The organism is Bdellovibrio bacteriovorus, assembly GCF_001592755.1.
Taxonomy (GTDB): Bacteria; Bdellovibrionota; Bdellovibrionia; order Bdellovibrionales; family Bdellovibrionaceae; genus Bdellovibrio; species Bdellovibrio bacteriovorus_E.
Genome location: NZ_LUKF01000019.1, coordinates 250,438 through 263,871, shown reverse-complemented (window position 1 = coordinate 263,871; position 13,434 = coordinate 250,438). Strand labels below are relative to the sequence as shown.

General features: G+C 45.7%; 12 protein-coding genes. 10 read left to right on the top strand and 2 right to left on the bottom strand.

Features of this window, described 5'->3' with window-relative positions; translation table 11 throughout:
- Positions 1–14: 14 nt before the first annotated feature.
- The gene (locus AZI85_RS15935; protein ID WP_063244981.1) at positions 15–800 is read right to left on the bottom strand and encodes a tetratricopeptide repeat protein; all 786 of its coding nucleotides are present in this window, start codon (positions 798–800) and stop codon (positions 15–17) included.
- 136 nt (positions 801–936) lie between these two features.
- Between AZI85_RS15935 and AZI85_RS15930 the strand changes: the two genes are divergently transcribed.
- From AZI85_RS15930 to AZI85_RS15905, 6 genes are all read left to right on the top strand, one after another.
- Positions 937–2,313, top strand: a complete 1,377-nt coding sequence (locus tag AZI85_RS15930; protein WP_063244980.1) for an aminotransferase class III-fold pyridoxal phosphate-dependent enzyme — start codon at positions 937–939, stop codon at positions 2,311–2,313.
- A complete protein-coding gene (locus AZI85_RS15925; protein WP_063244979.1) occupies positions 2,314–3,660 on the top strand; it encodes a M20 family metallopeptidase in 1,347 nt (448 codons plus the stop codon).
- The gene (locus AZI85_RS15920; RefSeq protein ID WP_063244978.1) at positions 3,657–4,685 is read left to right on the top strand and encodes an arginine N-succinyltransferase; all 1,029 of its coding nucleotides are present in this window, start codon (positions 3,657–3,659) and stop codon (positions 4,683–4,685) included. The genes AZI85_RS15925 and AZI85_RS15920 overlap by 4 nt, the downstream gene beginning before the upstream one ends.
- A gap of 2 nt (positions 4,686–4,687) precedes the next feature.
- On the top strand, positions 4,688–6,205 hold the full coding sequence (locus AZI85_RS15915) for a succinylglutamate-semialdehyde dehydrogenase (protein WP_063244977.1): 1,518 nt from the start codon (positions 4,688–4,690) through the stop codon (positions 6,203–6,205).
- Positions 6,205–7,287, top strand: a complete 1,083-nt coding sequence (gene mltG, locus AZI85_RS15910) for an endolytic transglycosylase MltG (RefSeq protein ID WP_063244976.1) — start codon at positions 6,205–6,207, stop codon at positions 7,285–7,287. The genes AZI85_RS15915 and mltG overlap by 1 nt, the downstream gene beginning before the upstream one ends.
- An 86-nt stretch (positions 7,288–7,373) precedes the next feature.
- Entirely contained in the window at positions 7,374–9,155 is a 1,782-nt protein-coding gene (locus AZI85_RS15905; protein ID WP_063244975.1) for a response regulator, read from the top strand.
- On the opposite strand, the gene AZI85_RS15900 is transcribed toward AZI85_RS15905, so the two are convergent.
- A complete protein-coding gene (locus AZI85_RS15900; protein WP_063244974.1) occupies positions 9,156–9,650 on the bottom strand; it encodes a hypothetical protein in 495 nt (164 codons plus the stop codon). It lies immediately after the preceding gene.
- A gap of 91 nt (positions 9,651–9,741) precedes the next feature.
- Between AZI85_RS15900 and lysC the strand changes: the two genes are divergently transcribed.
- The 4 genes from lysC to dusB all read left to right on the top strand — a co-directional run bounded on the left by lysC (position 9,742) and on the right by dusB (position 13,400).
- Positions 9,742–11,124 carry a lysine-sensitive aspartokinase 3 gene (gene lysC, locus AZI85_RS15895; protein WP_063244973.1) on the top strand — a complete coding sequence of 461 codons (1,383 nt, stop codon included), beginning with the start codon at positions 9,742–9,744 and terminating at the stop codon, positions 11,122–11,124.
- On the top strand, positions 11,124–11,723 hold the full coding sequence (locus tag AZI85_RS15890) for a nitroreductase family protein (RefSeq protein WP_063244972.1): 600 nt from the start codon (positions 11,124–11,126) through the stop codon (positions 11,721–11,723). The genes lysC and AZI85_RS15890 overlap by 1 nt, the downstream gene beginning before the upstream one ends.
- A 129-nt stretch (positions 11,724–11,852) precedes the next feature.
- Positions 11,853–12,218, top strand: coding sequence for a hypothetical protein (locus tag AZI85_RS15885; RefSeq protein ID WP_063205969.1), 366 nt, complete (start codon positions 11,853–11,855; stop codon positions 12,216–12,218).
- Between the two features lie 168 nt (positions 12,219–12,386).
- Positions 12,387–13,400 (top strand): tRNA dihydrouridine synthase DusB, encoded by a 1,014-nt coding sequence (gene dusB, locus AZI85_RS15880; protein WP_063244970.1) that lies wholly within the window; start codon positions 12,387–12,389, stop codon positions 13,398–13,400.
- The last annotated feature ends 34 nt before the right edge of the window (positions 13,401–13,434 follow it).

Genomic DNA, 13,434 nt, shown 5'->3' with positions numbered 1-13,434 from the left:
TCCAGGTCCTGCTGTCAACGCGTCATCAACACAGAGGCTTTTTTAACCCATCCAGTAAGAGATCCGGGGTAAGTAATCTGCACCCACTCGCCTTGAGTTTGGTGAGCAACGACTTCCATGCCGCCAAAGAGCTCAAGAATAGCCACTTGATTGTCCCCAGGCGCGGTCTGTAAAGAGACTTTTTCTTCGATGATCGTCCCTCGTAAAATAGTGGAATCATAGACTTTCAGCGCCAAAAGCCCTGTAAATATCACAAAGCTCAGTGTTAGAAGTGCGCTGACCATCGGAAACCCGGGAGCAGACGTTTCTTCCTGCATCGCTTTTCTTCGACGCCCACCATAAGAAATCAGTGTCCATCCCGCAGCAAAAAACGTGAGCGCGGATAAAATCAAATAGGCATACAGAGGAACAGGCTGAATCAATTTTGTGCGCACCGATTCATACGTTTCGATTTGGCGAGGAACTTCGCGCACTCCAAGTTGTGACAGAACAAATTTGAGACCTGCTTCAGCCGTCGATAATTCAGGATCCGAAGTCAGAGCTTTGCGCAGAAGGCCGACAGCGAGTGGTTTTTTTCCCAATTGAAACTCAGCGAGCGCTAAATTCGTCAATACGACGGCGTTATGGGGATCTTGGTCTAGTGCTTGCGTGAATGACTCGCGAGCTTTCGCGTAATCTTTTGCAAGATACAACTGCGTGCCTTGCTTAAACAGCTCTGCAGAAGTTGCCGTCTGCGCCATACATAGAGCGGGCAAAATGAGTGACAGAAAGAACACAGAGAGAGATTTCAGTTTCGACATAGCCCTCTAAGTTTACAGATAAAAGTCTTTCCGTGTCTACCACGTGTCTTGTCTTAGTCTGGGCCCGGGAGTATCCTAATTGGGCATTTCAATAACAAAGGACAGTCTGACAGGGCAGGCCGTCGCGAAAGGTATTATGAGTTCTCTTGTAGGTCATCAAATACAACAATCCGAAAAAGTGAAAACCATGGTTCAAGATCTTGTGAATGAAGTCACAAAGTTGAACTCGCAATTGTCTGGCATCCGTTCGCCGATGGAAGAATTCAAAGGTGCGGGCAAACAAAAAATCGATCTAGCCGGTCAGTTTCGTGGTCGTCCTTTGCACTATCCATACATGGGCACAGGCGCGGGTCGTGGACCTTACGTAGAGCTTGAAGACGGCAGCGTGAAATTAGATTTGATTAACGGCATCGGTATTCACTTGATGGGTCACGCAAATCCTCGCGTGATGGCCGCTGCGGTTCGTGGTTCTCTTGCAGACATTTTGACTCAAGGGAATCTTCAACCGAATAACGAATACCGTTTGTTCACAGAAAAAATCGTAAAGCTAGCCAGCAAAAAAAGTCGTATGAAGTACGCTTGGATTGCCACTTGTGGAACGATGGCCAATGAAAATGCGTTGAAACTTTCTCGTCAAAAAAATTCTCCGGCAAGATTTGTGATGGGCTTTAAAGATGCCTTCGCAGGTCGTTCAACAATGATGGCCGAAGTGACCGACAATCCGGCTTATAAGCAAGGTCTTCCAGAGTACAACGAAGTCTTGCGTGTTCCATTCTATGACAAGCGTGATCCTCGTTCGGGCGAAAAAGCTTTGAACGTGATGAAAGAACACGTAGCAAAACACGAAGGCAATATTTCTGTTTTCGGTTTTGAACCGATGTTGGGTGAAGGTGGTTACCAAGCAGCGCCTCGTGAATTCTTCGTTCCGCTTTTAGATTTCTGTAAATCAAAAAATATCGCGATCTGGGCGGATGAAGTTCAAACTTTCACACGCACGGGCGAATACTTCGCGTTTGAAACTTTAGATATCGGTCAATACATCGACATCTGTACTATCGCTAAGACCGCTCAAATCGGCGCCACTATTTACACTGAAGAATACAATCCAAAACCAGGCTTGATTGCGGGAACATTCTCGGGCTCTACTCCATCGCTTTGTGCGGGTATGGAAATGCTCGACATGTTGGGTGAAGGTTATATCGGTCCTGATGGACGTATTAATCAAATTCATCGTCGCTTCATCGACGGCATCAACCGTTTGAATGAAACGACTTGCAAAGGCATCGCCCAAGATGCTGGTGGCATGGGCTTGATGGTGGCGTTCACTCCACTTGATGGAAAAAAAGAAACTGTGAATGCATTCCTTAACAAACTTTACGCGAACGGCGTGATCGCTTTCCCTTGCGGTAAAGATCCTGTCCGTGCTCGTTTCTTGATTCCTGCGATCATCCAAGATGCGGATATTGATATCGCATTGAAGATGATCGAAAAGACTTTGCTTGAAGGAGTCTAGTTGGATTTCATTGAAGCTTGCCGCCAATTGATCGCTATCGATAGCACGCCTACTCACGGCAATAGAGATATTGCGAAGTGGGTGGCGGCATTTTGTCGGCAAAAGGGTTTGCACGTCGAAGAACAAGAAGAAATCGTCGGCGACCTGCTTCAAGTGAATGTGATTGCTCGCCCTGTGGCAGAGCGACCTGATGCTGAGTTCTTATTGCAAACGCATTTAGACACTGTCGACCCGGGCCCTTTTTCTTTGTGGACTGAAACCGGTGCTAATCCGTTTGATGCTCACATCATTGAGGGAAAGATTCACGGTCTGGGTGCCGCAGATGTAAAGCTGGATTTTCTTTGTAAGCTTGAAGCGATGGCGGCTTTTGTAAATCAAAAGAGCTGGCGCTTGCCTCCAGTTCTTGTTGGAACCTTCGGTGAAGAGTCTGGCATGCAAGGGGCGCTAAAGCTGATTCGTAAAAATAAAATCGCCGCAAAAATGGCTCTTATCGGAGAGCCCAGTGATCTGAAAGTGATCAATGCAGCAAAAGGCTATGCGAGCGTCGAAATTCGCGTGCCGTTTTCTGATGAAGAGATGCACTATCGCCACGAACACAACTTGCGCGAAAGTACGTCGACGCAATCAAAGCTTTTCCGTGGGAAAGCAGCGCACTCGTCAACACCTCACTTGGGTGAAAGTGCCATTGCAAAAATGTTAGAGTATCTGATGATGCTTCCCGATTCTGTGAACATCATGGAGATGGACGGTGGGAACAACTTTAATACGATTCCAAGTCATGCGTTTTTAGAAATCGATATGGTGACGCAGATTAAGAATCCTATCTCTAAAAAGGTTTCTAATATCTACCGCGCGGTCAAAGAGTTGGAACTAGAGTTCTTGGATTACAAAGATAATGATTTCCATCCAAGCACTCCCACTTTGAACATCGGCTTGATAAGAACAAATGAAGACGATGTTCAAATTTCAGGAACTTGTCGTATTCCGCCCATTATCTCTCACGAGATTTATGAAGGCTGGATGGATCGTTTGCGTCGCGTTTGCGAAATGAACGGCGCAAGTTTCAGAGTGAATGATTATAAAAAACCCTTCCGCACAGAGGTGAATTCCATCTTGGTGAAGGGGTGTCTAGATGAGCTTCGAGCGATGGGTTTAAGTGACCGACCTATCACGCAGGCTTCAACAAACGAAGCCAGTATATTTTCGCGTATCGGAGTGGAATGTGTGTGCTTTGGTCCCGGTAAGCGGGAGGGTAATGTGCACACCACACAAGAACACGTGGCTTTAGAGGATTTAGATAAAGCCATCGCTTTCTACAAAAGGGTCATCGAAAGGTTTTGTGTATGAGTTTTATAATTCGTCCCGTGCAGTATGATGACTTAGGTCAGCTCGTGGATTTAGCAAAGCAGTTTAATCTGCTGAATTTGCCCGGAGATAAAAAAGTTATCAGTGAAAAAATTGAACGCAGTGAAGAGTCATTTGCGGGAAAACTTCCTAAGCACAAGACAGAGTATATCTTTGTCGTTGAAGACGTCGAAGAAAAGCTGGTTGTGGGAAGTTCGCTGGTGATTGCGAAGCATGGAACGGAAGAAGTTCCGCACAGTTTCTTTAAGATCTTTAAGCGTGATCACTTCTCTCAAGATCTTGGCATCGGCTTTATCCATCAAGTTTTGCGCTTTCAATTGGACTTTGACGGCCCAACAGAAATCGGAGGACTTCTTGTCGATAAAACCTATCGTCGCCGTCCTGAAAAGTTGGGAAAGCAAATCAGTCTTTCACGCTTTTTGTACATGGGTCTCCATCGTGAAAAATTTGAGGATCGTGTTCTTTGTGAACTGACTCCTCCATTGACGGACGAAGGACGCAGTGAATTTTGGGAAGCTCTGGGGCGCAGATTCACAGGTCTTCCTTATCAAGAGGCAGATCTTCTTAGTCAGTCACACAAAGAGTTTATCGAAAGTCTCTTTCCGCAAGACGATATTTATCTGGCTCTTCTTGATGCAAAAGCGCGCTTGGTTTTAGGCCGAGTCGGGGAAGCGACGAAGCCGGCTCAACATCTTTTAGAGAGCATTGGCTTTAACTACCTGGATGAGGTGGATCCATTTGATGGCGGTCCTCACTACGGTGCGAATACAGAAGATATTTTGCCAATTAAGTACGGAAAACGTTTAAAGGTCACCGAGTTTAAGGATGCCGCCTATAAGGAACAAAGTCTTGTGGCCGCAACGGGCGAGGAATTTAAGGCCTGCCTTGCATCCGCTGATATTCGAGGCCAAGAAATCGCTATTGCACCGATCTCAAGACAACTCTTGGGTGTCGAAGTCGGCGAAGAAGTTTATGTAGCTCCATTTAATTACAATCGAGGGAAATAAAAATGAACACCACCCTATTTGACGTTCAATACAAAGGTGATTTTATCAACAACCGTTTCGTTCCTGTGACGAAAGGGGATGGAGAGTTTAAAGACATCAGTCCGTCGGATCTGAATGATCTTGTGATGACTGTGCCGTTTAAGCATGACCATATTGACGAAGCCTGTGTGGCGGCGAAGAAAGCCTATCCGGGCTGGGCAACTTTGCCGATGAACGAAAGAAAAAGCTACTTGATGCGTTTGAAAGAACTTTTCGATGCGCATGCAGAGCAAATGGCACAAATCATTTCTCGTGACACGGGTAAACCGTCTTGGGAGGCGATGACTGAAGCAAAAGCTTTGGGTGCAAAAATTGATATCACTCTGAATCACTCGCTGGCTTTGATCGCAGACGAAAGAATTCCTAACGCTCTTCCTCAGGTGGAAGGCGTTATTCGCCATCGCTCTCGCGGTGTCATGGCGGTTGTAGGTCCTTTCAATTTCCCGGCGCATTTACCTAATGGGCATATCATTCCCGCTTTGATCGCTGGAAACACGGTGGTCTTTAAACCGTCAGAACAAACTCCAGCCGTGGGTCAATTCATGGCAGAGCTTTTTGAAAAAGCGCAATTCCCTCCAGGTGTATTCAACTTGGTGCAAGGAGATGGCGCTGCCGGTGGGCGCTTGGTCGCGAACGAACACGTCGACGGGATCTTATTCACGGGTTCTTACGAAGTCGGACTTAAAATCAAGCAAGAGACTTTGACTCATTACTGGAAGATTTTAGCTCTGGAAATGGGCGGTAAGAATGCCACGGTTGTTTGGGAAGATGCGGATTTGGATAAAGCAGTTTATGAAAGCTTAGTCGGTGCCTACATGACAGCGGGTCAACGCTGCTCATGCACAAGCCGTATTATCCTTCATCCGAAAATTGCTGAAGAGTTTACTGAAAGATTCTATCAAGCCGCGAAGAAGCTAACGATTGGTCACTGGAAAGAAAACACTTTCATGGGTCCACTTATCAACGCGGCCGCGGTAGAAAAATACATCCGCTTCCAAGAGATCGCAAATCGCGAGAATGCGGAAAGCTTAATGCGTGGTAAATTGTTGGATTTAAAACACAAGGGTTACTACGTGACTCCAAGTATTCACTTGGTGAAAAAGTTTGATGCTAATAGCGTGTATCAAAAAAGTGAAATCTTTGGTCCTAACGTAGCAATCTATCAAACAGACGATTGGAATCACGCGATGGAGATCGTGAATTCTATCGGCTATGGCTTGGTGATGGCGCTCTTCTCGAAAGATAAAGCTCTTTATGAAGATGCTCTTTTCAAAGCACGTGTAGGCCTATTGAATTGGAATCGTACAACAAACGGTGCAAGTTCTCGTTTGCCATTTGGTGGTTTTGGAAAATCTGGCAATGACCGTCCTTCGGCGCACTTTGCAATTCAATATTGCACAATGCCGGTGGCAAGTCTTGAGGACCCAACTGCATTTGATCCGACAAAAGTTTTGCCGGGTATGAATTTGGACATGAAATAATGAAAAAAACTATTTTGGTTTTTAGTTTGGCTATTGTGGCGTTGCTTATCGCTGTGGGCGGAGGCTTGGCTTATGTTAGCTATAATTTCTTGAATACGCCTCCTAGTACGACGGCTTCGGACGTGGTGTACGAGGTCAGTCCTGGAGCGGGCTTTAACACGATCGCCGCTGATCTTGAAAGAAAAGGCATTGTTCGCAATGGTTTCTTTTTTTCGGTGTATGCTCGTTTTAAAGGAGATCGCTCAAAACTAAAAGTGGGTGAATATCTTTTAAGAACAGACATGCTTCCTGCAGAAGTTCTTTCCACGATCACTTCGGGAAAAAGCATTGCTCGTAGCTTTACTGTCAGTGAAGGCCTAAGCATTTACGAAATTGCCGATCTTTATGAAAAGCAAGGATTCGGTACTGCTACAGAGTTTTTAGGATTAGTACGCGATCCTGCCTTCGTGAAAAGTCTTTTAGGTGAGAACCAAGAAACACTTGAAGGTTATCTGTTCCCCGAAACTTACATGCTGACTAAATACACGGATGCTCGAGCTCTTATCACAAACATGGTGAAACGCTTTTTGTACGTGTACGAAGAAGTTCTAGCACAGGCGACTGTTATGGGATGGAAGCGCCACCAAGTGGTCACGTTAGCAAGTATCATCGAAAAAGAAACGGGTGCTCCCGAAGAGCGCTCGTTGATCTCATCGGTGTTCCACAACCGTTTGATGAAGAAAATGCGTTTGCAAACGGACCCTACAGTGATCTACGGAAAAGCCGAGCGTACGGGAAAAATCGAGATCAATATCACGCGTGCGGATTTAACAACGCCGACTCGGTATAATACCTATGTGATCTACGGGCTTCCGCCAGGTCCTATTGCGAATCCAGGCAGAGAGGCTTTGTTGGCTGCACTGAGACCCGAGACGAGTGATTATCTCTTTTTCGTCAGTCAGAATGACGGAACTCATGTATTTTCTTCTGACTACAAAGGGCACTCTGCGGCCGTTCAAAAATATCAGCTCGACCGTAAAGCGCGCGAGGGTAAGTCGTGGAGAGATCTGAAAAAACGCGAACTGACTCCCGCTAAAAACTAGCTATCTTATCTAATGCTTTCCTAACCGTAATGAAGCGGCGCCTTACGCAGTTTGACCAGTCTGCGTAGGGCCTGTATCTCTTGTACATGTCGGATAATTCCAATCACGGCTCTTTGGAACTGGAAGTTCGCCGTATAGATCTTCTTTACAAACAAAATATCGCCGGAATGCTGGCCATATTTTTTAACACTATCGCCTTTGCGACAGTGGCGTGGGGATCTCTTTCACCGATCTTTATTACTATCTGGTTTTCGGTTCTAAATCTTTCTGCCTTGGCCAGGTTCTTTGCCTATTATCGTTGGAACCGCTCTCGGAACTCCATTCGCAGTTTTGAAGAAACGCGTCCCTGGCTTTACTTCATGTTCACTTCTCTTTTTATCTCGGGTTGTGGATGGGGGGCCATCGGGCTGATCTCTCACACCGGAAGTTTGCAACAACAAGTTTTAACGGCTTTGTTGGTGTCCTGCATGGTGGCCGGTGCGTTAGTCACCTATGTCTCTTCGAGGCTAGCGATGGCGTGTGTGATTGTGCCCGCGATGTTCTTGTGGGGATTGGGCACTTTCATTTCGCGGGCCGAATTCTCGATGCTTATGGGGACTTTAATTATTCTTTACTCGGGACTTTTAGTTCTGATCGGGAAAAATTTAAATCTCGCGGTGATGAAATCTTTGTCGTTGGATGTGCTTCGTAAAGAAAGAGATCTTCATGAAGCCGCCAATCGTGCAAAATCGGTTTTTCTAGCTAATGCCAGTCACGAAATTCGCACGCCTCTTTCAGCTATTTTGGGTTTTTCTGAAGCTCTTTTAAGAAGTGATTCTTTAAGTGAACAGAATCGCCACGATGTTCAAGCTATTCATCGTCAAAGTAATTACATGGTGTCGTTGGTGAATGATCTCTTAGATCTTTCTAAAATTGAAACCAATCGTCTTTATATTCAAAAAGCTCCCATGTCTCCGATTCGGGAAATTGACGAGTCCCTTTCGGTGATTCGCCCTGTAGCCGCAGAAAAAAAGGTGCAACTAGAGGTAAAATACCTCAGCCTTGTGCCCGAAAGTATTATGGCTGATTCCGTGCGTTTTCGTCAGGTGCTTATCAACTTGCTGACAAACGCGGTGAAATTCACCTCCGAAGGATCGGTGGAAGTCCTAGTGAATTTTACTAGCGACATACACCATCAAGGGACCTTAAATATCACGGTGACAGATACGGGTCTGGGCATGGATAAGCTCACTCAACAAAATCTTTTCCAACCATTCGTACGTGGCGAGCATCCCGATGTGCAAAGGGTGCAGGGGTCGGGCTTAGGATTAGCCTTGTCTTTAAGTCTTATGAAAATGATGGGAGGAGATCTCCGCTTGGTCTCTTCCGTGTTAGGACAAGGCAGTTCTTTTGAAATGTCTATGAAGCTAGGGAATTCCCAAGAGCTTCGTTTGATGAAGCCCGAGCATCCAAAAATGATTTTCCAAGAAAAAATCAAGATTGCTAAAGAGGCGGAATTTTTAAAAGGGCGTCGCGTTCTCGTTGTGGATGATTCTGTAGATTTGCGAGTCTTGATGAAAAGGTTCTTAAGTCGCTCGGGAGCTGAAGTAGAAACCGCTGAAAACGGGGCGCAAGCGGTAGAGTACGCCTTAAATCAACCTTTCGACGTCATTCTCATGGATATTAAAATGCCCGTGATGGATGGCTATAAAGCAACCTCGGTGCTTCGTGAAAAAGGCTATCGTCACCCGATTGTCGCCCTCACCGCACAAGCCAGCGTGGATGGGCAGCAAAAGTCATTTGAGCTTGGATTTGACGGGTATTTAAGTAAGCCCGTCGATATGAATCTTCTTAGCGAAATTCTTCGCCGTTCCGAAACTGTCAGCTGATCACTTTGCTTCAAAACCTTCCGGGGCCGTGACGCGGTCAAAAGACTTCGTTGTAGGATTGAAACGAAAAATATTAAGGCGCGGAACCATCTGGTCATCGTAAGTCGGTGCGACAATCTCAAGGCTTCCATCTTTATCGACATCGGTTAGCGCGAGATTCGTCGCATTTCCCTTAAAAAGAAAATACCCGTCACGATTTTCAAACAAAGGAAGCTTCGCCAGAAGAAGCATTTCGCCACCTTCATTTTGGGAAAAGACTTCGACACTCAAAGAGTTTTTACTCTGAATTTTTAAAACCGTGACTCGGGGTCCTTCCGGCGTCAGTGAGCCGCTCACCTTAGCCACAATATTTCTATCGGATGAAAGAAAGACGTCTTTCACCTTGGTGCGCAGGGAAGGGATCACGGCGATGGTCACTAGAGCCATTGCTACTAGGGCCAAAACGGCCATGAGTGCGAGTTCTTTGTTTTTGAATGTCGTATCAGAGGAAGTCATCTTTAAAGTCTGCCATAAAAGTCATTGAATGAAGAAGCAGAAAAGGAATAAGATTCTACTGGTTTTCCAGGCCTTTGACCGAGGAGTTAATGTGGCGCAATTGATTGTTTCTAAATTTGGTGGAACTTCAATGGGAGATGCGGAGTGTATGCTTCGCAGTGCGGAAGTCAGCTTTCGCCAAGGCTCCAGTCTTGTAGCGGTATCCGCAACCTCCGGAACAACGAATGACCTGATTGCTTTGGGTAAGAACGCCGAGTCTCAGGGATGGGCCGAGGCAGAAAAAATTCTTTCAAAAATTCAAGACAAACACATCAAGATTGCCAATGATCTGAAGGTCTCTGAAGACTCTCGAAAAAAACTAGAAACTCTTTTTGAAGAAATGAATTCTATCGCTAAAGGTGTTCACTTGTTGCGAGACTGCTCAGTGAAAGCTATGGATACATTGATGAGCTTGGGCGAAAGAATGTCCTCGGTGCTTTTCACGGAAGCGATGATGCAAGTTCTAAAAAAACATTCTTCTGCAAAATCCGCAGAACTTTTTGATGTCCGTCAGGTCCTTCGCACCGATGACTCCTTTGGAAAAGCAAAACCTATCACCGCTGAAGTGGCCTCTCTTTGTCAAAAGCACTTGGGATTTTTGCGCCAAGGTCAGAAAGTGGTCGTCACTCAAGGTTATATTGGAATGACCGAAGAGGGCGTCACAACAACGCTGGGCCGAGGCGGCAGTGATTATTCGGCGGCTATTCTTGCTGAAGGTGTTTCGGCCGATGTTTTAGAAATTTGGACGGATGTGGCCGGCATCGCGACAACCGATCCGCGTATCTGCCCGAAGGCAAAGCCTATCAGTGAAATTTCATTTAAAGAAGCATCTGAGCTAGCAACATTCGGAGCTAAAGTCCTTCATCCGGCGACGCTTTTGCCAGCGATTCGTAAGAATATTCCTGTTTTTGTCGGATCTAGTTTTGATTCCGAGGCGCGCGGCACATGGGTGCGTAAAGATGTAAAGGACCTTCCATTAATTCGCGCAATGGCTTTAAGAAAAAAACAAGTCTTGGTGACCTTATCCACTCCAGAAATGCTGCACGCGCATGGTTTCTTGTTCCAGATTTTCAAAATTTTCAACGATCACAAAGTCAGTATCGATGCGATCACGACATCTGAAATTTCAGTCAGTGTGACGTTGGATGACTCGACACTCTTGAATAAAAAACTGATCGCCGATCTTTCACAGATTGCGGATGTGCAAGTCGAAGAGAACTTAACTTTGGTGTCTTTGATTGGAAACAACATCAATCATACGCCGGGTTTGGGTAAAATCATTTTTGATGCTATTTCCGACATCAACGTGCGTATGATCTGTCTGGGCGCGAGTAAGCACAATTTCTGCTTTTTAGTGAATGAAGAGCAAAGCACAGACGCCATTCGTCGTTTGCACGAGACATTTATTGAAGCTGGAACGGAAGAGATGGCGTAATGAACAAAGAAGAATTCTATCAGTTACTAGAATCACGCAAGTCGGTCCGTAAATATAAAACGGATGAAGTTCCTAAAGAGATCATCGAAAAAATTCTGATGGCCGGAATGCATGCACCATCAGGAAAAAATCGGCAGAACTGGCGCTTCTTCGTCGTTACTGGAAAAAAGCGTGATGAGTATTTGTCTTATTCACAAAAATCCTGGTTGGGCATTAAAGACATCCTGTCGCAAAGACTGAAACCATCTTTGTATCAGTTCACAGAAAGATTTTTTTATACCTTAGGCGATGCTCCCGTGATCATCTTTGCCTATTCCCACAATGATTCCGAAGAGCGCTATCACACCAGCATTGGCTCTGTGTATATGGCTGTGGAAAACATGAATCTAGCGTGTTTGGTAGAAGGTTTAGGTTCTTGCACTATGGGTGCGCCTTTAGAAATCAAAGAAGATGTGGATAAGTTTTTAGGTGTGGATAAACTTCCGGAATACCAACGTGGAGAGCTTGAGCTTCTTTGTGCGATGGTGTGTGGTTACCCCGATCACAATCCCCCCAAAGCTCCGCGCCAACTTGAAGGCCGTGTTACCTGGCTAGAATAAAATTGAAAACCAGTGCCTACCTGTACTGGTTTTAGACAGTCCTTCCTTTTTTTCCATTACAGAAATGAATAGGGAAAAGTAAAAAGCCTTCGCTTATCTTGTGCGCTCTTAAAAAAATTAGGAGAACGTATGAAGAAGCTAATGTTTGTTATGCTTTCTGTATTTCTGGGAACAACGGCATCTGCACGTAGTATTATTCCGACTCCCACTTTCGAAGAAGCAACGATCAATGTGTGCCCGAAAGGTATTGTTGGTTGTGCTCACACTATCAATCTTGATGGCAAAAAATTTGCGATGGCGATTGATGAAGATTCTCGCGATGCCGAGCAATCCATCAACGCTTTGATCGGCGCAAACCAATTCCACAAGATTCGCAAAACACAGCCTTTTACAGTTCGAGGCTATTTCATCGAAAAAGGGGTTTTCCCGAACCCAACGGTGAAAAGAACGGTGTTTGTGATTCTTGAGGTCTCAAACGTAATTAGTCCCAAATAGTTCAACTCCCCCAAAGATGAACGGAGGCCTCTTACGAGGCCTTTTCTTTTTCCGCCGCCATTGCCAGATCCAATACATTCGTTATGAACGCCTAAGCCCATGAAATAAGGTCATTTTTTAAAAACTCCAGTATCCTTTTCATTACGATTTTGCTATATCCGTCGACCTATGAATCCAGTTCAAGCCCTTAAGACGAACCCGTTTGTTCTTGCCCCTATGGCAGGGATTACGGATCACGCCTTCCGTACTTTCATGAAAAAACTTGATACCAGTGTTGTCGTCACCGAACTGGTGAGTGCAAACGGCATTGAATACAAGTCCGAACGTACGATGAAGTTGATGAGTTTTGATGAGTCGCAAAGACCGATCGGAATTCAACTTTTCGGAGAAGAACCTGAAGTCATCGCTCGTGCTGCGCAAGTAGCCGAAGCGGAAGGGTGTGACTTCGTTGACTTGAACTTCGGTTGCCCAGTACCGAAGGTAGTAAAAAAAGGCGCGGGTTCCGCGATGCTGAAGGATCCGGTTCAGCTGCAAAAAGTTTTGTCGGCAGTGAAATCCGCGATCAAGATTCCTTTGACGATTAAAATCCGTACGGGATGGGATGCGAATACTCTTAATGCCATCGAGGTTTGCAACATCGCCTATAACGAGGGCATTGAGTGGGTGGCCATCCATGGTCGCACTCGCGCCCAAGGTTATTCTGGTTTAGCTGATTGGGATTTCATCACTGAAGTGAAAAACCAAGCCAAGCTTCCTATCTTGGGAAATGGAGACATTCTCACACCTCGTCAAGCCAACCTAAGACTAGAACAGTCTGGTTGTGACGGCGTTATGATCGGTCGTGGTTGCCTTAAAAATCCGTTTATTTTCATGGATGCGCTTTCAATGTGGCGTGGGGAACCAGTTAAGAACGTGAAACGTGACTTTGTTAGCTTATTCCAGGGTCTGGAACGTGAGATTGTGGCGCATTGTGATGCTCATATCACGGGTATTCAATTGAGAAAGTTTGCAGCTTGGTTCTCAACAGGTTATCCTGGAGCGGCACAGTTCAGAAAGAATCTTTTCCAATCCAAAAGCAACGAAGAGATCATGACTTTGGCGAACGAATTCTTCGCAGGTATCGGTGAGGCCGAACAGGAAGATCAAAGCCAAGACGAGTTCCTAATGGGCGGCCACGGTTAGACCGTGTCCTTTCGCTCGGACAGTCCTCGCTCGT

What these genes read in the sequence shown, in the direction of transcription:
- AZI85_RS15935 (WP_063244981.1), bottom strand. Translation starts at nt 800, where the DNA reads ATGTCGAAACTGAAATCTCTCTCTGTGTTCTTTCTGTCACTCATTTTG.
- AZI85_RS15930 (WP_063244980.1), top strand. Translation starts at nt 937, where the DNA reads ATGAGTTCTCTTGTAGGTCATCAAATACAACAATCCGAAAAAGTGAAA.
- AZI85_RS15920 (WP_063244978.1), top strand. Translation starts at nt 3,657, where the DNA reads ATGAGTTTTATAATTCGTCCCGTGCAGTATGATGACTTAGGTCAGCTC.
- AZI85_RS15915 (WP_063244977.1), top strand. Translation starts at nt 4,688, where the DNA reads ATGAACACCACCCTATTTGACGTTCAATACAAAGGTGATTTTATCAAC.
- mltG (WP_063244976.1), top strand. Translation starts at nt 6,205, where the DNA reads ATGAAAAAAACTATTTTGGTTTTTAGTTTGGCTATTGTGGCGTTGCTT.
- AZI85_RS15905 (WP_063244975.1), top strand. Translation starts at nt 7,374, where the DNA reads ATGTCGGATAATTCCAATCACGGCTCTTTGGAACTGGAAGTTCGCCGT.
- AZI85_RS15900 (WP_063244974.1), bottom strand. Translation starts at nt 9,650, where the DNA reads ATGACTTCCTCTGATACGACATTCAAAAACAAAGAACTCGCACTCATG.
- AZI85_RS15890 (WP_063244972.1), top strand. Translation starts at nt 11,124, where the DNA reads ATGAACAAAGAAGAATTCTATCAGTTACTAGAATCACGCAAGTCGGTC.
- AZI85_RS15885 (WP_063205969.1), top strand. Translation starts at nt 11,853, where the DNA reads ATGAAGAAGCTAATGTTTGTTATGCTTTCTGTATTTCTGGGAACAACG.
- dusB (WP_063244970.1), top strand. Translation starts at nt 12,387, where the DNA reads ATGAATCCAGTTCAAGCCCTTAAGACGAACCCGTTTGTTCTTGCCCCT.